The following is a 21,135-nucleotide window of genomic DNA, read 5'->3' on the forward strand; positions in this document are numbered from 1 at the left end:
CGTCGTTTCTCACGGCGTCGGGAGGGTGACGTCGGGACGGCCGGGGCAGCCGTCGACGAAGTCCTCGGGATTCACGCGGATGATTCCGTCGGCGGGGGATTTGATTCCGCCCACCGGGTAGCGCACGTGGTTCACCCGGAAGGTGCGCACCTGCGTGCGCGCCGTCGGGTCGTCGGCGGGCACCATGGCCACCGACAAGGCGATGTCGTTGTAGCCGGCGCCCCGCACCACCACGCCCGCGTCGTCCGCAGAGGCGATGGTGGGCGCGAGCAGGATGTTGTCCACGCGCAGCGTGTAGCACTGCCGGCCCAGCTCGTCCGGCGGACCGTCCGCCTCGAAGGAGTATCGGTAGCCCTGCGCCGCCAGGTTCGCGGTGTCCACCACCAGCGGGCGGGTGTGCAGGCGCAGCTCGGCGCGGCTCGACAGGCCGTCGTTGTCCGGGTCCTCGTCCAAATCATCGCTGGCGCCCTGGGTGCCGCCGCGCCACTCGATGCCGTCGGGCACGCCGTCGCGGTCGCTGTCGGCCAGCGTCGCGTTGGTGCCGATGAACTGCTCATCGCAGTCGAGCAGGCCGTCACAGTCCGAGTCCGACGCGCGCAACAGCGGCGGGCAGCCCTTGTCCAGCCCGCCACCATCGGCGTCGGCCACCTGCGTGGGGTCGAAGTCCACGCCGCGCTCGCGGAAGTACACCTCCACGCCGTCGCTGAAGCCGTCGCCGTCGGTGTCCACGAGGTTGGGGTCCGTGCCCAGCTCCAGCTCGCGCGCGTCCGTCAGCCCGTCGCCGTCCGTGTCCGCCTCGCCGATGGGGCTGCCGGGCGGCGCCGAGAAGTTCGTCGCGATGACCTCCTTCACGATGAACGTCCGGCGCACCTGCCCGAAGCTGAAGTCCAGGAAGTTGATGGGCTCGTTGTTGCGGAAGTCGCGGAAGTTGCCGCCGCCCAGCGCCGCCATCTTCTCCAGCCGGTCCGAGTTCTGGTTGATGATGAGCAGCGGGCAGCCGCCGTCCCCCGACAAGTCACACACCGACGACACCGGCTGCGTGGGGTTGAAGACGTGCACGGTGTTGACGCGCACGTCCTCCACCAAATCCCGCAGCTGGCGGATGCGCACCACCGCGTCACCCTGCAGCAGCTCGTCGTCCTGGTCCGTGGTGGGCCGACCATCGGACAGGAAGAGGACCGAGTAGCGCGCCTGGGCCAGCGCCTGCGCCCCGCCCGGCTCCAGCCGGCTGCGCGCGATGTCCGTGTTGATGAGCGAGTAGATGTCCGACAGCGGCTTGACGAAGTCCGTCGAGTCGCGGTTCGGGGAGTTGTCCGGGTTGCGGAAGGTGAGCAACTGCTCGGTGAGCTGGCGCATCCGCGCGTCGTCGAAGCTGGCCACCTGCACGAAGCCGTCCTGCGGCGGACTGCCGGGCGTCTGGGTGAGGAACGCCGTGGTGCTGCCGGCGAAGAGCACCACCGCCAGGTGGACCTCGGGGTCCCTGGGCAGGTTTTCAATCAGCTCCACCAGCGCGGTGGCGCGGGTGCCGTCCGGGTCGCTGACGCGCATGGACTGCGAGGCGTCCATGGCGACCACCAGCTTGATGGGGCGCACCACCTCGTTGGAGCCCGTGGTGCAGAAGCGGCCCTGGATGGACACCGCGCGGTCCACGGGGACGTCCACGTCGCGGCGCGGGTCGTAGAGATACGAATCGGTGCAGGCCACCGTCACCACCACCGCGACCACCAGCCCCGCCAGGATACGTGCGGCCACACTCACGGAAGCAGACCTCCCTGCTGGCCGGAGGGCGGCGCGCCCACGCATCGGCCCTGGTTCTCCCAGGGATTGCTCAGCTCCGTGGGCACCATGAAGTTGTTGTCCGTCAACGTCAGCTCCGGCCCCACCGGCACGCGCACGCTGGGCGGCGCGTACTGGGACCACGCGCAGGCCGCGCGCCACACGCCGTAGTCGGTGGCCACGCCGCTCTCGGGCGCCTCCGCGAACCACAGCTTGAACAGGTTGAAGCCCTGCTTGGCGCCCGGCCGGTCCGGCGTGGCGACCATCTGCAGGTTCGAGACGGTGTAGTCGTAGCAGATGCTCCCGTTGGGGAGGACCTCGGCGATGCGCGTCTCGTACTGGAAGCCGTTCTTCTCGAAGAAGGCCCGGTCGCGCCGCGTGGGGTCCGTGCCCGCGCGCAGCTCCACCTCGTCCGGCAGGCCGTCGCCGTCCGTGTCCAGCCCCGCCACGCTGGGCTCCAGCGGGTTCAAGCCCCAGCGCGCCTCGATGCTGTCGGGGATGCCGTCGCCGTCGCTGTCGACGATGGTCTCGCGCGTGCGCAGGTAGGCCTCCGCGAACTGGGAGAGCCCGTCACCGTCCGTGTCGCGGCACGTGCAGCGCGGCGTCAGCGGCGAGTCCGGGTTGCAGCCGCGCGCGTCCAAATCATTGGCCGCCTTGAAGCCCTGGTCCGCGCGGCGGTGCTCGAAGCCGTCGTCCAGGCAGTCGCGGTCGCTGTCGGTGTTGAAGGGGTTGGTCTTCAGCGTGAAGGAGTTGTCGATGTCGTCCGGCACGCCGTCACCGTCGCTGTCGATGACGCGTCCGTTCAACCCGGGCGCGGAGCTCAGCGGCTCCACCAGCAGCGTCTTCATCACGTTGCGCGACGCGAAGGACGAGTAGTCCAGCGCGCCCAGGCCCAGGTTGGAGATTTCGGCCGTGTCGTTGAACTCCTGGTAGACGCCGTTGCCCATCTCCGCGAAGCGCTTGAGCAGCCACGAGGCAATCTTCTTGGCGGCCTCCGGGTACTGGGCCTGCGGCACGCCGGGGTAGATGCCGTAGATCTCCTGGCAGATGGGGCCGCACGCGCGCACCGCCTCCTGGTTGAAGAGCAGCACCGTGTGCATGCGCACGTCGCCGACGTTGTACTGGTCCTTGAGCTCCATCAGCCGGCGCACGTAGCTGAAGAGCTGGTAGTTCTGGTTGCGGTCCGTGCCGATTTCGAACCCGTCGATCTGGTCCGTGGTGTTCGTGGCGTTGCAGAAGCTCACGATGGAGTCCGCCCACGTCAGGTCCGGGTTGTCCGGGTTGGCGTACACGCTGAGGTTGTCGGTGGCCGAGCACCGCGGGTACGGCGTCCCGTCCGTGAGGAAGACGACGACGTAGCGGGTGCGCGGCAGCACCTCCGGGTTGGACAGGGCCACGGCGTTGATGTCGCTGGCGATGAGGCTGTACGCGTACGACAGCGCGCCCTGGTAGTCGGTGCCCTTGCCCAGCTGGCTCTGCAGCCCGTCGATGTAGCTGTCGATGTTGGTGTCGGGCCGGGCGAAGCGGTTGCCCGTCGTGGCCGGCGGCCAGACGTTGCGCACGTTCGTCTCGAAGGGGGCCACGGACACCTGCACGTTGCCGCCCGCCGCGTTGACCTGGCGGAACTGGTTCACCAGGCGCTTGAGCGCACGCACGCGCGCGGGCTCCGTGACGCCCGGCGGGATGATGGCCTGCACCTCGGCGCGCTGACAGAAGCCGCTGTCCGTCTGCGCGCCCGGCGGGTCGCTGATGCACATGCTGCCCGACTCGTCGATGACCACCACCACCTTCACCGGGAAGCCGGAGGGGTTGGGCGGGCGCGTGCAGACGCGCCCCTGGAGCATCACGCGGTCATCGACGTGGGTCTGCTGTTCCGTCCGGGGCTCCAACATCGAGTCGGTACAGGACAACAGCCCCGTGGCCAGGAGGCCCGCCATCAGCAGCGGGAGTCGGACAAGGCGACGCATGCGGTACGACCTCCTGGCGAGGGGGACGACGAGATTACTGCTCGCTGCGACGACGGCGCATCAGCATGCGCAGCAGCGCGGCGCCCAGCGCGGTGGCGCTGAAGCCGGCGGGGACGGAGCTGCAGTTGCCGCCCTCGCCATCGCCGTCACCCACCGTCAGGATGAGCGTGCTGGTGGAGACGCGCTGGTCCGGGAAGACGCGGTCGGCGAAGGCCAGGCGGGCCTCCACGGTCAGCTCGTACGTGCCCTCGGTGTCGGGCACGAAGTTCGGCACGCTGCCGTCCACGTACGAGTACTGCCAGTTGCGGCTGAGCGTCACCGCGCCCTGGGGGTTCTCCACCACGGCGTTGGAGCCCGACGGACGCTTGGTCACCGTCCAGCGGTACTCCATGGCCGCGCCGTTGCGGTTGGCGAACAGCGGCGGGCGCAGCGTCTCACCGGAGCGGGCCAGCTTCAGGGTGCCGCCGGCGCTGACGGTGAAGGGCGACTTCGGGTCCAGGCACTTGTCCTTCTGCGTGGGGTCCACCACGACGCAGTAGAGGCTGTCGCACGCGTCACCCAGGCCGTCGCCGTCGCTGTCGGCCTGGTCGCGGTTCGCCACCGCCTTGCAGTTGTCCACGTCGTTGAGGACGCCGTCATCGTCGATGTCCGCGTCGCACGCGTCACCCTGGCCGTCGTTGTCCGTGTCGACCTGGTCGGGGTTGGCGAGCCCCGGGCAGTTGTCGCTGCTGTCGGCGATGTTGTCGCCGTCCGCGTCCACGCGGCACTGGCTGCCGTCGGCCGGCATCACCTGGTCCGGGTTGGCGATGCGCGGGCAGTTGTCCGTGCCGTCCGGAACGCCGTCGTTGTCGTCGTCCGGGTCGCAGACGTCGCCCAGCCCGTCGGCGTCCAGGTCGGCCTGGTCCGCGTTGGGAATCAGCGGGCAGTTGTCCCGCTCGTTCGCGATGCCGTCGTTGTCGCGGTCCGGGTCGCAGTCGTCGCCGATGCCGTCACCGTCGGCGTCGCGCTGCTGGAAGTTGGAGAGCGTCGGGCAGTTGTCGCAGACGTTGCCCACGCCGTCGCCGTCGCTGTCCGCCTGGTCGCGGTTGGACGCGAACGGGCAGTTGTCGCGGTCATCCGCGCGGCCGTCGCCGTCCGCGTCGTCCGTGTAGGCGAGCGTGTCGCCGTCGTCCGTGTAGTTCACCCACACCGAGCCGCCGCAGCCGCACCCGCACCCGCCACCCTCCTCCTGGGGCTTGCCGCAGCTGTCGCCGAGACACTCCGGGTTGTCGGGATTGTCGTTGGACTGCGCCTGGGCAAGACCTGGGCTCACGACCAACATTGCCCCGAGCATCAGCACCGGAGCGAATCGAACGCGTGACATGGTGACTCCTTTCAGCCCCGAGCCCTTAGCAAGAGCCGATCCGCTCCCAGTTCTGAATCAAACATCTGTGATTTCAGAGAGTTGCGCATGGAGCGAGGGGGACTGGGCGGAGGAGTGTGGGGGGCACTCCCCAGCCCGGGCGAGGGGAAGACCCCACACCCACGGGTGGATCAGGTTCCGAGGATGAAGGCCTCGGGGTCCAACAAAAGGGTGCCGGAGGGGGTGCGCCCCTCCTTCTCGTCGTACTGGATGGTCTGGATGAGCAGGGAGCCGATGCCAGCGCCGCGCGGGTCGTTGTCCCGGCCGGCCTGGAGGTACAGGTAGATTTCGTTGGTGCCCGCGGGGATGACCTCGCCGGGCACGAGCGGGTGGGGCCGCGCCAGCGTGCGCACCAGCGTGATGTTCTCCACGCGCGTGTCGTAGCAGGTGCGCCCGTCCACGGTGGGCTCACCCTCCACCAGGTTGTAGCCGTAGGCGCGCTCACGGTGGAAGTCGAGGTCGGCGCTCAGCGGGTCTCCATGCGCCTCGATTTCGGCGATGTTGGTGATGCCGTCGCGGTCCGAGTCGAGCAGGTCCTCGGGCACCAGCGGGTTGGTCTGCGACAGCACCTCCACCAGGTCCGGAATCGTGTCGCCGTCGCTGTCGCCGATGCAGGGGTTGGTGCCCAGCACGCGCTCTTCACAGGTGTTGAGCCGGTCTCCGTCCTCGTCGAGCGACGGGTTGCAGCCGTTGATGATGTCGGGGACCAGCGGGTCCAACCCGACGCGGACCTCGATGCCGTCCATCAGCCCGTCCTGGTCCGTGTCGGCCACGGTGGGGTCCGTGCCCAGGGCGACCTCATCCACGTCCGGCAGGCCGTCACCGTCGCTGTCGACGAGCACCTGGCCGGCGCGCACCACCACGTTGCGGTTGAAGGCAAGGAAGCGCTTGAGCTTGAGGGTGTTGGTGCGCGCGGCGTACTGGATGCCGGAGAGCGTGGGGGACAGGCCCACCGCGTCGGTCTCCACCGGCTGGGTGCCGCCGGCGTGGGCGATGGCCGCCACGTGCGCGCGGGTGTTGGGGTCCGCCACGTCGCGCACGTAGACGGGCTGCACCACCACCTCGCCCGCGCCGTACTGCTGGGCCAGCGCCTTGATTTCGCCGGTGACGGCGGTGAGCTCGCACTGGCTGCAGGCGACCTTATCGGTCAGCGCGTTGCACGTGGCGTCCAGGCCGATGTTGAAGGCCGGGTTGGCGCAGCTGGTGTCCTGGCTGCGCACGACGACGACGACGACGTAGCGCGTGCGGGCCACCTCGCCGCGACACGACGTCTGCATGTCACCGGCGAGCAGCGTCTTGGCCAGCCGCAGCGAGGAGCGGATGCTGACGGGCCCCGTCTCCTGATAGGTGGCGAAGCGCGGCAGCGCGGCCTGGAAGTCCGCCGCGTCGGAGAAGCCGCCCAGGATGCCGGTGGCCACCGAGTGGTACGCCACCAGGCCGAACTTCACGAACGGGCCGGAGAAGCGGCTGGAGAGCGTGGCGAGGCCGTCCGTGGCGTAGCCCACGATTTCCGTCTCGACGCCCTCGCCGCCCTGCAGCGCGAAGAGGACCTTGGTGGGGAACGCCTCGCCGCCGGCGAGCGGCACGCAGACCTTGCCGGAGAAGTTGGCGCGGTCTCCACGGTTGGCCCCACGCCCGTCGATGGCGTACAGGCCCGCGTCGGAGCAGGACAGGAGCAGAATCGGAAGCAGCGGCCACGCGGAGCGCGGAAGGGGGCGCATCAGATGGATTGTAGACCGCAGCCCCCCACGACAACGCAAGCGACAGCCGCGTTCACGATGAAATCTCCTCGTGCTTGCACACAGCGATGGCGGTGATTTCGCCTCGCCACGGAACATGGACGCGCGCGGTTCGGCCTCGCGCTCACAATGTGAGCAGGAAGGCGAGCACGTCATCCCGCTCCTGAGGACTGAACGCGCGCGCGTCTCCATGGGCGGGGCCCGACATCTCCAGCACCTTCTTCAGCGGGAAGCGCGTGTCGACCACCAGGCGGCCATCCTTCACCCCATACCCCGCCGAGGCGCTGGTGAGCAGCGGCCACACATCCCACGTGCCCACCAGGGACGGCGGCCCCGCGCCCACCACCAGGTCCTGCTGCTCCACCCGCAGGGGCAGCGCCACCGGCGTGCCCACGTCCAGGTACTGGCCGCGCGTCGCCGCGTCCTGGTCCAACGTGTAGAGGGGTGCGGGGTGGCAGGCGACGCAGCCGCCCCGGCCCTCGAACAGCGCGCGTCCTCGCGACGGATGCCCCACGCCACCATCCGGGAGCGTCACCGTCGACAGCGGCGCGCCGTCCTGGTCCCGGTACGGATTGGGCGGCGTGGCAATCAGCGACGAGAAGAGCGTGAGCGCCTCCACCTCCGAGGGCGACGGGTCCGGGTTGTGGAAGCGGTTGCGCGCGCCGACGAAGCTCGCCGTCTCCGCGAGGCTGTGCTGGCTCGCCGGCGTGAAGAAGGGCGGCGTGTCGCGGCTTCCCTGCACGGTGGGCGAGCGGTAGATGCGCAGGGGATACTTCTTCGCGTAGAAGAGCCCGCCGGTGTGGCCCTCGATGTGGCACCCGTCGCAGGTGATGCCCGTGCGCCCCAGGTCCGCGGAGTAGAGCACCTGTCCCAGCCGGCGCTTGGCCTGGTGGCGCAGCTCCACCACGGGCAGCCGCCGCGTCACCACCGCCCCTCCCTTGCGCGCCCCGCGCACGTCCACCACCGCCACCTCGCGGGTGAAGCGGTTGAGCACGTAGAGCTGCTGGCCGTCCGGGGACAGCACCAGCGAGCGCGGCCCCGAGTGCAGCTCCGGTCCCGCGCGGCCCTTGACCAGGAAGTCCTCCTGGGGGCGAATCAGCGGCGTGCCCTCGGGCGGCGTCAGCACCAACTCCTGGAGGAGCGCGCCGCGCGCCACCTGGTCGTCGTTGGACACCAGCGCCCGCGCGTCGAGCACGCGCACCCGGCCCAGCGCCACGTCCGCCGCGTAGAGCAGCCCCGCTGTGTCATCCAGCGCCAGCCCCTCCGTCATGCCCACGCCGAAGCCCCGGTGGCGCACGAAGTCGCCCGTGGCCGGGTCGATGACGGACACGCCGCTGCTGCCGTGCACCTCCTTGTGCTGGGGCAAGGGCCCCAGGTTCGGCCCCAGGCTGCCCATGAAGAGCCGCCCCAGCTTGGGGCTCGCGACGAGCGAGCGCGGCGCGTGGCCGCCCATCACCTGCGCGCGGAACGGCTCCGTGCTCCCGCCGACGATGGCCACGCCCGGCCCCGGCGCCACGGCGAACACGGGCGCGCCGTCCCCGCGCCGCAAGAGCTCCACCTGCCCCGTCTGGAGGCTGCCCACCGCGAGCACGTCGCGCCACCGCGCCAGCGCGCGCGGGTTGGGGTCCACCGGCGTCACCCACTGCTCGCGCCCGTCCTCGAGCGACACCGCCCGCACCGTGTCGCGCACCTGCTCGGCGATGTAGGCCACGCCCCGCGCGCCATCCACCTCCAGCCCCGAGGCGCCCGAGGGTGCGGGCCACACCCGCGGCGCCCCACGCGCCTGCAGCGCATACACCCACAGCTCCGGCTGGAAGCGGTGCACCACGCCGAGGAAGGCCCCGCCGCGCGCGTCCTGCCACGTGGCCAGCGCGGAGGGACCGTCCCCCACGGGGAGCGCCTCCACGACGCCCGAGCCCACGTCCAGCGCGTACACCGTGTCGGTGGGCGGCGAGACGACGAACAGCATGCGGCCATCGGGCGAGGCCACCATGCCCGTCAGGTCCGGGAAGGCGGTGTCGTTCACCACCGTGAGCGCGTCCTGCCCCTCGCAGCAGCCCGCCTGGTCCGACACCAGCCGGGCCTCCACCACGACCTGGGGCAGGTCCTCGGCCAGCTTCAGCCCCGAGGGCAGCCGCGCGAACGCGTGGCGCGAGTCCACCACCTTCAGCGGCAGCTCCAATGACAGGGGCGGACCCAGTGACAGTCGCAACCCGGTCACCAATTGCTCGCCGTGGACCGAGAGCGGCTGGGAGGTCTCGTTGCTGGTGAGCCGGGGCCCCACGCCCGTGAGCCGGGGCCCGGCGGTGGTGGGTGGAGTGGGACCTTGGTCCCGCGGGGGCGGCTGACCTCCGGACTCCCGCGCGCTGAGCCGGTATCCGACGACACCCGCCGCGGACCAGAGCAGGACTCCCACCGACAGCAGACCCCATTTGCGCATCGCGCTCTTCACGCACGCAGCATCTCTCATCCCTCGCGTCGCGGCGATGATTCTCCGGTCGCTCGCCCGGCTGGAAGGCGTGCTCGGATGCGGAGCGGCACGCCACATTTCCAGTCGGCCGGCAACGCCTGACACGAGTCGTGGAGCACGCGCCCCACATGGGGTGGAGTGCCCCCCACACCTGTCGCACCACGCCTCGTGAATGGCCCTGGAGTGTGCGTTGACAGGTCCATACGCGCATCGCTTAACCTGTTGATGATGCGACGCTTCCTCCTCTGCATGGTCGTCGCCCAGCTCCTCGGCATCGGTACGTTGTTGCACCCGAGCGACGCATGGGCCCAGGGCCGCGGCCGTTCCGCGAAAACAGCGAAGGCCAACAAGTCCAAGGCGGCGACGGGCAAGAAGTCCGGGCCCAAGGCTCCGCCGAAGATTGAAACCAAGGGCGCGCCCGTGACGGACCCGGTGACGGGCGAGTCGGACGCCACCGCGTCGTCGGCGCCGCCGTCGCGCGGGCCCTCGCGCATCGACTTCGATGACCGGCTCATCCAGGGTCAGACGAACAAGTCCGGCGCGGTGTATCTGTATGACCGCAAGGAATTGAAGACCCGGTCGATGATCCGCGAGCGCGACAGCTTCCGCGCTGAAACGCTCGCCACGGTGTACGACCAGTAGGGCAGTACCGCCCACCCGCCCTTGAAGGGAGCGTCACCGTTGAGCGGCCAGCCCAGCGTCCTGCAAGTCGTCATCCTCCGCGACGGACTCCTCGTTGGGACGGAAGTGTTCGTCCCCGGCACGTATGCGCTCGGGTCGGACCCGGCGTCGGATCTGCGCCTGGACGACCCGGCCGTGGAGCCGCGTCACGCGCTGCTCTACTTCCAGAACGGTCGCGCGGCCATCCAGGACGCGGGCACCGCCACGGGCCTGTTCGTCAACGGCCACCGCGTCACCGCGTGTGAGATCCGCTCGGTGGACGAGGTGCTGTGCGGCCCCTTCGTCCTCAAGACGCGCGTGCTCGCGCAGCGCCCCCAGGAGGTGAAGCCCCAGCCTCCGCCGGAGGTCGCCGCGCTGTTCGGCACGCCGCAGCCCCCCGCGCCCCAGCCGCCGCCCCAGCAGGCCGCGCCCGTGCGCCAGCTGCGCCCGGTACAGGCGCCGACGCAGCCGCTCGCCACCACCGTCCCCGCGGTGCGCGCGGTGCCGCAGCACGCCGCGCCCTCCGCCGCGACGCAGGCCATCTATCCGCAGCACGCGGCCCAGCCCGCCGTGGTGCCCATGCCGGCGCCCGTCGCGCCGCAGCCCGCCGTCAACGGCGCGGTCGCGCACGCGGCCCCGCCCGCGCAGCCCGTGGCCCTGCACGCGCCGGTGCCCGTGCCCGCGGGTACCGTCCCCTCCGTGCGCCGCCGCGCGACGCAGGAGCCCGCCGCCGCCCCGGTCAACACCGGCATGCTGCTGGCGGAGGACCTGCTCGCGGACGTGGCGCTCGACCCGCTCCCCGTCGCGCAAGGCCCGCTGTTGCAGGAGCCGCGCGTCACCGCCTCCCGGCCCACGCACGCGCCGCGCATCGACGCGGGCAAGGGCTCCTCACAGCTGTACCTGGAGCTGTACTGGGGAACGGTGCGCCGCGACGCGCGCCGCTTCGCGCCGGACAAGAAGAAGCCGGTGGTCGCCTCGCTCGAGCTGCCGGAGGCGATGCCGCTGTGGGGCTTCACGCTGCCGGAGACCGGCGCGCCCTTCACGCTGGCCGAGTCCATCAGCGGCTCCTTCCGCCTCTTCGTGCCGCCGGGCACGGAGGTGGAGAAGAGCGGCTCGGATGGCCGCTTCACGCCCGTCACCGGCGCCGCGCTCGAGTCCGACGGCAGCCGCCGCTTCATCACGCTGCGCGAGGGCGTGGGCGCCCGGCTGACGCAGGGCCAGATGTCGCTGGTCGCCTACGCGGCCCCCGTGCCCGCGCGCGTGTTCGTCAACCCGCTGCGGGGCCTGCCGTGGCTGGCGCTCACGTGCTTCGCGATGTTCGCGTCGGGCCTGGGCGCGTTCATCGCGCTCAAGCCGCCCACGCCGGAGACGGCGGACTTCACGCAGAAGAACCTGCCGCCCGTGGCGCTGCGCCTCATCGCCCCCGAGCCCAAGAAGAAGGAGGAGGCGAAGAAGAAGCTGGAGGCGCTCAAGGAGAAGGCCAAGCCGGTGAAGAAGGAGGAGGCGAAGGTCGCGGAGAAGGCACCGCCCAAGCCGGTGGAGAAGACGCCTCCCCAGCCCGTCAAGGCCGTGGCCGCCGCGCAGCCGGAGAACAAGGCGCTCAAGGCGCTCGCGAAGCTGTCGGCCGCGGGCCCCGCCACCAATGACCTGCTCGCCGCCGTGGACAAGCTGGGCAGCGGCCCGGGCAGCAAGAACGTGAAGAACTCCAACTACAAGCTGTCGGGCCTCATCGGGAAGGCGCCCATCGCCAACGCGGGCCTGGGCACCTTCGGCCTGGGCGGTGGAGGCAAGGGCGGCGGCGCCACGCTCGGCGCGGAGCTCCTGCGCGGCAAGGGCGGCGGCGGCATCGGCGCGCTGGGCGCGGGCTCGGTGGGCAAGGGGAAGGTGGGAGGCACCGTCACGCGCGCCACCGCGCGCAGCATCGCCTCCACGCAGGGCACGGTGGACCGCGAAGCCGTGGCGCGCGTCATCAACAGCCACCTGAACGAGGTGCACGGCTGCTACGAGCGCGCGCTGCTCAAGGACCCGGGCCTGGCCGGCAAGGTGGTGCTCGAGTGGACCATCGGCGCCAACGGCCGCGTGGCCGCGGCGAAGACCAAGTCCTCCACGCTGCGCAATGCCTCCGTCGAGGCGTGCATCCTCTCCAATCTGAAGACCTGGACCTTCCCCGCCCCCAAGGGCGGCGTGGTCATCATCACCTACCCGTTCCTCTTCAACTCCGTCGGCTACTGACGCGGGGGGCCCACCCCCTCTCCCCGCGCTCCGTTCCGCTCATCCGCCAGGAAGCCCCCACCGTGCGATACGCCCTGCTCATCCTCTTGTTCCTGGCGCCCGGCCTTGCCCGCGCGCAGGCCGAGGCGCTCGAGAACCCCGGCTCCGTCTCCGCCATCCAGGAGCGGCAGTACCGGATGCACCACGAGCTGTACCTCGGCGTCGGCGTGCTGCCGGCGGACGCCTTCTACAAGGGCCTCACCGGAAGCGTCTCGTACACGTACCACTTCAGCGACACGTTCGCGTGGCAGGTGGGCCGGGGCACGTACAGCTACAACATCCAGACGTCGCTGCGCCGCCAGCTGGAGCGCGACTTCGACGTGGCCCCCACCGCGTCCGCGTTCGAGGACCAGGTGCAGTGGATGGTGGGCTCCGACCTGGTGTGGAGCCCGCTGTACGGCAAGACGGCGGTGCTCAACAGCTCCGTGCTGCACTTCGAGGCGTTCCTGCTCGGCGGCGGCACGGTGGTGAAGATCGACCGGCAGGACGGCTTCCGCCCCGCCGTCAACCTGGGCCTGGGCGTGCGCATGTTCTCCGGCAAGACGGTGTCGTTCCGGCTGGACGTGTCCAACAACGTCGTCTTCGCCGGCGCCTCGCGCATCATCAACGTCCCGGTCGTCCAGCTCGGAACCGCGTTCAACTTCGGCGCCACGGAATGACTTCACTCTCACTCATCGCCGCGCTCGCCAGCGCCGCGCTCGTCGTGTCTCCAGCGGCCGCCCGCGCCCAGTCCGGCGGCGGCGCGCTGCCCATGCCACCTCCCCCGGCGAACGCGAAGCCCGCGGCCGCCCCCGCCACGCCGCCCGCGTCCGGCACGAAGCCCGCGTCCGGCGCCGCCACGCCGCCCGCGCCCGGCACGAAGCCCGCGGAGGGCAGCGCCGCGCCGGCCGCGCCCGGAGCCGACAAGAAGCCCGAGGGCGACAAGAAGGCCGAGGCCCCCACGCCTCCTCCGGCGTCGCTGCCGCAGAAGGTGGACCCGGCCACGTTCGACCGCGCGCTGCAGGACTACTTCGACGGCAAGCCGCGCGACGCCGCGGGTCCCCTGTACGCCTGGCTCGAGGCCGCGCCCAAGACGGACGACAACTACGCCTGGGGCCAGTACTTCCTGGCCAAGAGCCTCATCGACCTGGGCCTCACGCACGCGGGCGCGTCGTACCTGGCGCGCATCGCGCGGGAGCGCTCCAACCCCAACGTCATCCCGCGCGCGCTCGACGCGCTCAAGGCGCTGACGGACCGGCCGCATGACGAGGTGATGATCGACGAGCAGGTGTTCGGCGCGCTGGACCTGGGCTTCTTGCCCGAGGACACGGGCGCGTACGCGCACTACCAGCAGGGCCTGGTGGACCTGCGCGTGGGCAACGAGCGCTGGGCGAACACGCACTTCGCCAAGCTGTCGGAGACGAGCGCGGAGGCGAGCCACGCGAAGTTCGCGCTGCTCGTCACGCGGCTCAAGCAGGTGAAGGAGCCGTCCGAGGAGCTCATCGCGGACTTCCTCACGCTGTCCAAGGACGAGAAGCTCACCCGCTCGGCGCGCAACGAGGCGGCGCTCGCGGTGGCCCGCCTGCGCTACGAGCGCCAGGACTTCACGGGCGCGCTGGAGGCCTACAACCTGGTGAAGCTGCCCCAGCTGGACCCGGGCCGCGCCAGCCTCTACCTGGAGGAGGCGTGGACCCGCTACAAGCTGGGCGAGCCGCGCGCGTCGCTGGGCATCCTCACCACGCTGGACGCGCCGTCCTTCCGCGACGAGTTCCTGCCGGACAAGTACCTGTTGCGCGCGCTCATCTACCGCGACCTGTGCCACTACCTGCCCGCCAAGCGCGCCGCCAAGGAGCTCACGCGCCGCTTCGCGGACTCGCTGGAGGCGGTGCGCAACCGCGATGACCTGACGCAGGACATCCGCCTGCGCCGCGCGGCCAACTCGCACGGCGGCACCCAGCGCGCCTCGCGCTTCGTGGAGACGCTGGATTTGGAGGGCGAGCGCCTGGGCCGCTACGCCGGCAGCTTCGGCGACCGGCTCTTCACCCACCTGACGAAGCTCTACGACTTGTCCCGCGCGGAGGCCGTGCGGGTGTACGACGCGCGGCTGGCGAGCGCGGTGCGGCACGAGGCGGACACGCTCCTGCGCGCGGCCGAGCAGGTGCGGCTGATGGAATACGAAGTGGGACTGAAGCTGTACGAGCGCGTGAAGAAGGGCGCCAAGCTGGTGGTGCCGGTGGACGAGCCCCTGTTGACGCCCGACAGCGTCGCCTTCCGCTTCGACGGCGAGTACTGGAACGACGAGCTCAAGTCGTACCGGGTCAGCATCGAGAGCCGCTGCATCGAGGAGACCCCATGACCGGCCAGCTTACCGGCCTGATTGCCGCCGCCCTGCTGGCGGCCGCCCCTGGTAGCCCGGGCCGCAACGCCGCGGGATTGAACCCCATCGTGTCGAAGGCGAAGGAGCGCGACGAGTTCATCGCCAAGCTCAAGCGCGACATCTTCAAGGTGGACCGCGCCATCGGCGAGACGGAGAAGCTCATCTCCAAGAGCCGCAACGCGCCGTACCTGCCGGACCTCCAGTTCCGGCTGGCCGAGCTCTACGTGGAGAAGAGCCGCTACGTGTACTACCTGCAGGCCGAGTCCCGGCCCGAGGGAGCCACGGGCGCCATCGTCTCCCCGGAGACGCGGCTGATGAAGCAGAAGGCGGTGCAGATGTACTACCGCCTGTTGCGCGAGTACCCGGACTTCAAGGACGGCGACCAGGTGACGTTCTACCTGGCGCACGAGCAGCGTGAGCTCGGGCAGTTCGACGAGATGCTCAAGACGCTGGGCGATTTGACGCGCAAGTTCCCCAACAGCCCGCTGCGGCTGGAGGCGGAGCAGATCCTGGGTGACCACTTCTTCGACAAGGCCGACCTGGTCGAGGCGGAGAAGCACTACCAGGCCATCCTCGAGGCCCCGCCCTCCCCCGTTCACGACCTGGCCCGCTACAAGATGGGTTGGATTCGCGTGAACCAGGCCAAGCACGCGGAGGCGGTGACGTTCTTCGAGGCCGCGGCGGCCAGCGCTCCTCTGCCGGGCGTGGACGTGAAGAAGGCGCTCAACGTCAAGCGCGAGGCGCTGCTGGACCTGGTCTACAGCTACACCGAGGCCCGTCCGGCCAAGGGCGCGCTCAACTACTTCGAGAAGCTCAGCGACAGCCGCGCCACGTACTCGCTCGCGCTGGACAAGCTGGGCAACCGCTACTTCATCAAGCAGCAGTACGAGTGGGCCATCCCCGCGCTGCGCAAGCTGATGGAGATCCAGCACGACCCGGAGATGGACCTGGAGCGTGGCCAGAAGCTCTACGACGCGCTCAAGGCGGCCAAGGGCAAGGTGCTGCCGGAGCCGGAGGACCTCCGCGTGCTGGTGCGCGCGGCGGTGCAGAGCAAGACGGACCCGGAGCTGGTGGAGTCCGAGCGCAAGAAGCAGCTCGCGGAGCTGGAGGAGATGGGCCGCGACCTGGCCACCCAGCTGCACCTGGCGGCGCAGAAGAAGGAGGAGAAGGAGCTCTACCTGAGCACCGCCGAGGCCTACGAGGCGTACCTGAGCCTCTTCCGCCCCGAGCAGTACGTGCGGCCGATGATGAAGAACCGCGCGGAGGCGCTCTTCTCCGCCAAGGCCTTCCCGGAGGCGGCCCGTCAGTTCGAGGAGCTGGCGCGGTACGAGGCCAAGGCCAAGGACGTGAAGGGCGAGGAGGACGCCATCTACGCGGCGCTGCTCGCGCACTTCTCCACGCTCAAGCCGGAGGAGGCGCTCAAGCGCAACGCGTATGAAGTGGCGGACGCGCGTCAGGCCATGAAGCTGCTCGGCGCGGAGTACGTGTCGCGCTACCCCAAGAGCCCCAACGCCCTGGACGTGAAGTTCAACATCGCGCGCGCCTTCTACGAGGACGGCGACTACCCCAAGGCCGCGGAGCTGTTCACCGCCTTCGCCCTGTCGCACCCGCAGCACAAGGAGTCCACCGTCGCCGGCAACCTGGCGCTGGACAGCCTGCGGCAGGTCAACGACTTCAAGGGCCTGGACGAGACGGGCAAGAAGTTCCTCGGCGCGCCGCTGCCGGGCAACTTCCGCGCGGAGGTGCAGAAGATCCTCACGCAGAGCCGCGCCGAGGCGCTCGACGAGCTGGCGCTGCAGAGCGCCCAGGAGACGGGCGACGTCATCCAGGGCCTCGTGAAGGTGGCCGACGAGAACAAGAACAGCGACATCGGCGAGAAGGCCCTGTACGGCGCCTTCACGGCGGCGCGCGAGAAGCGCGACTTGCAGGCCGAGCGCGAGCTGGGCTCCAAGCTGTCGCAGGACTACCCCAAGAGCCAGTACCTGTCGGACGTGCTCCTGACGCTCGGCCGTCACGCGGCGGAGGCGGCGGCGTTCGGCGAGGCGGCCACGTGGTTCGAGCAGGTGGGCCAGAAGCTGGGCTCGGACGTGGCCGGCGTGGATGGGTGGCTGGCGGGCGCGCGGCTGCGCATGGCGCTGGGGGAGTACAAGGAGGCCGCGCGCAACCTGGAGACGGCGGCGGAGTCCTCCGGCGCTCGCAAGGGCGACGTGCTGGTGCTCCTGGCCGAGGCGCGGCTGAAGGCGAAGGACTACTCGCGCGCGAAGCTGGCGGCGGAGTCCGCGCTGAAGCAGGACCCGCGCAGCGCGGGCGCGGCGGCGGTGCTCGCGGAGGTGCAGGCGACCACGGCGCCCACGGCGAACGCGGACGCGCTGGTGGCCACGCTCACCACGGCGGTGCAGGGCCCCAACGGCCAGACGGAGGAGGCGGCCAAGGGCCTGTGGTACCTGGGCGAAATCCTCTACCGCGGCTACAAGGACCTGCCGGCGGACAAGGTGGAGGAGAAGGTCGCCGCGCTGCAGAGCCTGGAGGGCATCTACACGCAGGCCGCGTCGCTCGGTTATCCGGAGTGGGCGGTGGCGTCGCTGTGGCGGCTGGCGCTGGCGTACGGGCACATCGCGGACGTGGTCGAGTCCACGCCGGTGCCGGGCGGGCTGTCGGCCTCCGAGTCGCAGCAGTTCCAGGCGGCGGTGAAGGAGCAGGTCGGTCCCCTCAAGGCGCGCTCCGAGGAGGCCTTCAAGGCGTGTCTGTCCCGCGCCGAGTCGCTGGAGGTCTTCAACGCCGCGGTGGTGGGCTGCCGCGCCCGCTCCGAGCAGGCGTCCCTGCCGGTGCCGCAGCCGGGCGCGCCGCTGCAGTCGGCCGCGCTGGACGAGCTGCGCAAGAAGGCCGAGCGCACCCTCAGCGTGGAGTCGCTGGAGGCGCTGGGCATGGCGTACCTGGACGCGCGGCAGTTCGGCGTGGCGCAGCTGACGTTCGGCCGCGTGACGGAGCTGCAGGACACCAAGGCCTCGGCGCACTCCGCGCTGGGCTGGGCGCTGCTCAACATGGGCGACGCCATGGGCGCGCGCGAGGCCTACGCCAAGGCGATGGACTCCGACCCCACCTACGACAAGGCCCGCCTCAACCTGGCCGCGCTGCGCTGCCGCTTCGGCGACGTGGACGGGGCCCGGCGGGAGCTGGCGGTCCTCAAGGACGTGGGCTCGCTCACGGGCTCGGACGTGGACAGCGCCGGATGGAAGGCGTGCAAGTGAGCCCGGGCATCCGCGCCATGGCGGTCTCCAGCGTCCGGCCCCTCTGGGGGCTGGCGCTGGCCGCCGTGCTGGTGGCTGGCCTGTGCGCGTGCGGCGAAGAGGGGGGGCGGCTGGAGGGCAGCGTGTCGCCGCTGCTCGACTTGCGCTACACGCGCTCGGAGGCGGTGCTGGCCGAGGGCGAGCTGTCCATCAACTTCGTCAAGCCGCAGGGGCCCGGCGTCAACACGCTCCTGAAGGTCAGCGCGCGCGTGGGGGACATGATTCCCGAGGGCTACACGGGCGGGTTGGACATCAACCTCGCGGAGGTCCTGGAGGGTGGCGCGCAGCGGGGCGCCATCGGCCGCAGCGTGCTGGACGAGCCGGCGCGCGTCTTCCCGCCGCTCGAGCGCGGCTCGCTGGTGGTGCAGCGGCTTCCCACCGCGCAGGGCCAGCGCATCAGCGGCGAGTTCCACGTCACGTTCGTCAACGGCACCGACATCTATTCCGGCCGCACCATCTTCGGCAGCTTCGAGGCCACCGTTCCATGAAGCATCTGCTCCTGCTCACCCTTCCCCTGCTCGCCGCCGGCTGCGGCTCCAGCTACGGCATGAAGGTGCCCAACTCGTTGGTGAAGAAGCTCCCGTTCGAGGTCCGCATCGAGCTGCTCGAGGCGGAGAACGAGCTGGCGCTCGCCGTCGACAAGGTGGACGAGGCGAACAACGAAATCGACCGGGCCCGCGACAACATCCGCCGCGCCAAGGACCGCCAGGAGGCGGCCGAGGACGAGGTGGACCGGGCCACGGACGAGGTGTCCCGCGAGGTCGCGAAGCTGGCCATCGAGGAGTCCGAGGCGCGCGTGGAGTACCTGCGCGCCAAGCAGCGGCTGTCGGTGGGCCTGCGGGACGTGTCGGAGCTGGCGCGCGACTGCGCCTTCGCGAAGTTCGAGCTGGCCAAGCTGACGTCGGCCCGCAAGGCGAAGGTGCAGGGCAGCGAGGAGCTGGACCCGAAGAAGTACGAGGAGCAGGTGGCCGAGTGCGAGGCGGAGGTGAAGGAGGAGCGCGCCGAGCTCGCCGAGGAAGAGAAGGAAGAGAAGACGGCGCGTGAGGCGTGGGAGGCGAAGAAGTCCGCCCTCGCCAAGAAGACGTTCGACGCGCGCGCCAGTCCCTACGTGGAGAACCTGTGATGACGAAAGCCGGCGTCCTAGTCCTCCAGCTGCTCACCGCCCAGACGTCCCAACCCGACGCGGCGGCGCTCGAGCGCACCGCGGCGGTGGAGAGCGCCCGGTTGCGCGCGTCCCCGGACGACGCCGACGCCCTCTACCGGCTGGGCACGGCCTTCCTCGCGCTGAACAAGCCGAAGAAGGCGGTGGAGCCGCTGACGAAGCTGGTGGAGTTGGAGCCGGAGCTGGTGCCGCCGAGGCTGGCCCTGGGCCGCGCACTCAGGCTGGCCGGCGACGCGGAGAAGGCGCGCACGCTGCTGGACCAGGCCATCGCGGCCTTCCCCGAGGACGCGACGCTGCGCTCGGAGCGCGGGTTGCTGGCGCGGGTGCTGGACGAGACGGACGTGGCCATCAGCCAGTACTCGGTGGCGGTGGAGCTGTCGCCCCAGGACGCGGAGCTGCGCTTCAACCTGGGCGAGGCGCTCCAGCGCGCCAACCGCACGGACGACGCCATCGAGGCGTACCGTGAGGCGCTGAAGCTCAACGGTCAGCTGAACGTCGCGCGCATCAACCTGGGCAAGGCGCTGGCGGAGAAGGGGCTCAACGGCGAGGCGAAGGCGACCTTGCGCGAGGCGACCCGCGAGAAGCTGGGCGACGCGGAGGCGCACTACAACCTGGGCGTCATCCTGCTGCGCGAGAACGATTTGGATGGCGCCATCGGGGAGTACCAGCGCGCCATCGCGGCGGACCCGAAGCACGCGCGTGCGCAGAACAACCTGGGCGTGGCGCTCAACGAGAAGGGCGACCCGCGCAAGGCCACCGACGCGTTCATCAAGGCCATCGCGGCGGACCCGAAGTACGCGGAGGCGCACTTCAACCTGGGGCTCGCGTACTACCAGCTGGGCGACAACGTGCGCGCCACCAAGGCCTTCGAGAAGGCGCTGGTGCTGGAGCCGCGTCGGGCCAGTGGTCCGTACACGCAGCTGGGCCACCTGTACCTGGAGCAGGGCAAGAAGAAGCAGGCGGTGGAGGCGTTCAAGAAGGCCATCGAGAAGAGCACCGACGACGGGAAGAAGACGACGGAGGCGTATCAGGGCCTCGCCCGGGCGTACCTCTCGCTGGGCAAGGCGGACGAGGCGGTGGCCACGCTGAAGACGGCGGTGGAGGCGTTCCCCAAGGACGCGGCGGCGCGCGCGGGTTACGGCGAGGCGCTGAAGGCCAAGGGGGACCTGGACGGCGCCATCGCGGAGTACGAGGAGTGCGTCACCCTGTCGCCGACGGTGGAGAACCGGCTGGCGCTGGCGGACACGTACGCGAAGAAGCGCGTGGCGGCGAAGGCGCAGCCCTTGTTCCTGGGCGTGTTGAAGGAGGACCCGAACCACCGCGCGGCGAAGCTGGGGCTGGCGGACCTGCTGATGGCGATGGGGGACTACCCCGGCGCGGAGACGTACCTGCGCCCGAAGGAGGGCGAGGAGGCCGACACGGCGGCGCTGGCGCGGCTGGGCATCGTCCACTCGCGGCGTGGGCGGCCGGAGCTGGCGGTGACGGAGCTGGAGGCGGTGGTGGCCAAGGACCCGGCGCAGATCGAAGCGCGCGCGGAGCTGGGCTTCCTGTACTTGCGTGGTGGTGATGGGGCGAAGGCGCGCAAGGTGTTGAGTGACGCGCTGGCGGTGGAGCCCCGCAACGCGCTGACGTTGCTGTACCTGGGCCATGCGCTGTACCAGCAGGGCAACACGAAGGACGCGGAGAAGTCCTTCCGGGGCTCCTCACAGGTGGACCCGACGTTCGCCGAGCCGCACAACGCCCTGGGACAGCTGCTCGAGGCGACCAAGCGCGTGGACGAGGCGAAGCAGGAGTACCAGACGGCGCTGAAGCTCCAGCCGAATCACGAGGACGCGCAGCTCGCCCTGAAGCGGCTGGGCGGGGGTGCGTCCGCGAAGGCGGAGTAGACACCCGGCGGGCCATGCCCGCCCTCGTCGACCCGGGGCCACGGCCCTGGCCCGGGTCCGAGTGGCGGTGCATCACGCCGGGATGCAGAGCAGCACCGACCGACGCGAGCACCACGTCTGCGCTGGCGCGTGCGCCAGTCAGCGTCTTCACGCCAGCGG

The 21,135-nt window shown here is 70.7% G+C and carries 13 protein-coding genes; 8 read left to right on the forward strand and 5 right to left on the reverse strand.

The features are described from left to right. Positions 1-9 precede the first annotated feature (9 nt). The 5 genes from LXT21_RS05855 to LXT21_RS05875 all read right to left on the reverse strand — a co-directional run bounded on the left by LXT21_RS05855 (position 10) and on the right by LXT21_RS05875 (position 9,324). Positions 10-1,758 carry a VWA domain-containing protein gene (locus tag LXT21_RS05855; RefSeq protein WP_254037100.1) on the reverse strand — a complete coding sequence of 583 codons (1,749 nt, stop codon included), beginning with the start codon at positions 1,756-1,758 and terminating at the stop codon, positions 10-12. Beyond that, on the reverse strand, positions 1,755-3,743 hold the full coding sequence (gene mtsD / locus LXT21_RS05860) for a cell-cell cohesion protein MtsD (protein WP_254037101.1): 1,989 nt from the start codon (positions 3,741-3,743) through the stop codon (positions 1,755-1,757). Before mtsD ends, LXT21_RS05855 begins: the two co-directional genes overlap by 4 nt. A 34-nt stretch (positions 3,744-3,777) precedes the next feature. Continuing rightward, positions 3,778-5,106, reverse strand: coding sequence for a cell-cell cohesion MYXO-CTERM protein MtsC (gene mtsC / locus LXT21_RS05865; RefSeq protein ID WP_254037102.1), 1,329 nt, complete (start codon positions 5,104-5,106; stop codon positions 3,778-3,780). Positions 5,107-5,276: 170 nt separating this feature from the next. Further along, complete coding sequence (locus tag LXT21_RS05870; protein WP_254037103.1) at positions 5,277-6,866, reverse strand: calcium-binding protein; 1,590 nt, start codon at positions 6,864-6,866, stop codon at positions 5,277-5,279. A gap of 142 nt (positions 6,867-7,008) precedes the next feature. Then, positions 7,009-9,324, reverse strand: a complete 2,316-nt coding sequence (locus tag LXT21_RS05875) for a YncE family protein (RefSeq protein WP_254037104.1) — start codon at positions 9,322-9,324, stop codon at positions 7,009-7,011. Between the two features lie 255 nt (positions 9,325-9,579). Here LXT21_RS05875 and LXT21_RS05880 point away from each other — a divergent pair, with 255 nt between their 5' ends. The 8 genes from LXT21_RS05880 (at position 9,580) to LXT21_RS05915 (ending at position 20,976) form a co-directional block, all read left to right on the forward strand. Further along, entirely contained in the window at positions 9,580-9,996 is a 417-nt protein-coding gene (locus tag LXT21_RS05880; protein WP_254037105.1) for a hypothetical protein, read from the forward strand. Positions 9,997-10,035: 39 nt separating this feature from the next. After that, entirely contained in the window at positions 10,036-12,246 is a 2,211-nt protein-coding gene (locus tag LXT21_RS05885) for an AgmX/PglI C-terminal domain-containing protein (RefSeq protein ID WP_254037106.1), read from the forward strand. A gap of 62 nt (positions 12,247-12,308) precedes the next feature. Beyond that, positions 12,309-12,944: an outer membrane beta-barrel domain-containing protein gene (locus LXT21_RS05890; protein WP_046711417.1), complete on the forward strand. Its 636-nt coding sequence runs from the start codon at positions 12,309-12,311 to the stop codon at positions 12,942-12,944. Beyond that, positions 12,941-14,620, forward strand: coding sequence for a hypothetical protein (locus tag LXT21_RS05895; RefSeq protein ID WP_254037107.1), 1,680 nt, complete (start codon positions 12,941-12,943; stop codon positions 14,618-14,620). Before LXT21_RS05890 ends, LXT21_RS05895 begins: the two co-directional genes overlap by 4 nt. Then, on the forward strand, positions 14,617-17,889 hold the full coding sequence (locus tag LXT21_RS05900; RefSeq protein WP_254037108.1) for a tetratricopeptide repeat protein: 3,273 nt from the start codon (positions 14,617-14,619) through the stop codon (positions 17,887-17,889). Before LXT21_RS05895 ends, LXT21_RS05900 begins: the two co-directional genes overlap by 4 nt. Continuing rightward, on the forward strand, positions 17,871-18,416 hold the full coding sequence (locus LXT21_RS05905; RefSeq protein ID WP_254037109.1) for a hypothetical protein: 546 nt from the start codon (positions 17,871-17,873) through the stop codon (positions 18,414-18,416). The genes LXT21_RS05900 and LXT21_RS05905 overlap by 19 nt, the downstream gene beginning before the upstream one ends. Beyond that, entirely contained in the window at positions 18,413-19,051 is a 639-nt protein-coding gene (locus tag LXT21_RS05910; RefSeq protein ID WP_254037110.1) for a hypothetical protein, read from the forward strand. The genes LXT21_RS05905 and LXT21_RS05910 overlap by 4 nt, the downstream gene beginning before the upstream one ends. Further along, the gene (locus LXT21_RS05915) at positions 19,051-20,976 is read left to right on the forward strand and encodes a tetratricopeptide repeat protein (protein ID WP_254037111.1); all 1,926 of its coding nucleotides are present in this window, start codon (positions 19,051-19,053) and stop codon (positions 20,974-20,976) included. Before LXT21_RS05910 ends, LXT21_RS05915 begins: the two co-directional genes overlap by 1 nt. Positions 20,977-21,135 lie beyond the last annotated feature (159 nt).

This window comes from Myxococcus guangdongensis, assembly GCF_024198255.1.
Taxonomy (GTDB): Bacteria; Myxococcota; Myxococcia; order Myxococcales; family Myxococcaceae; genus Myxococcus; species Myxococcus guangdongensis.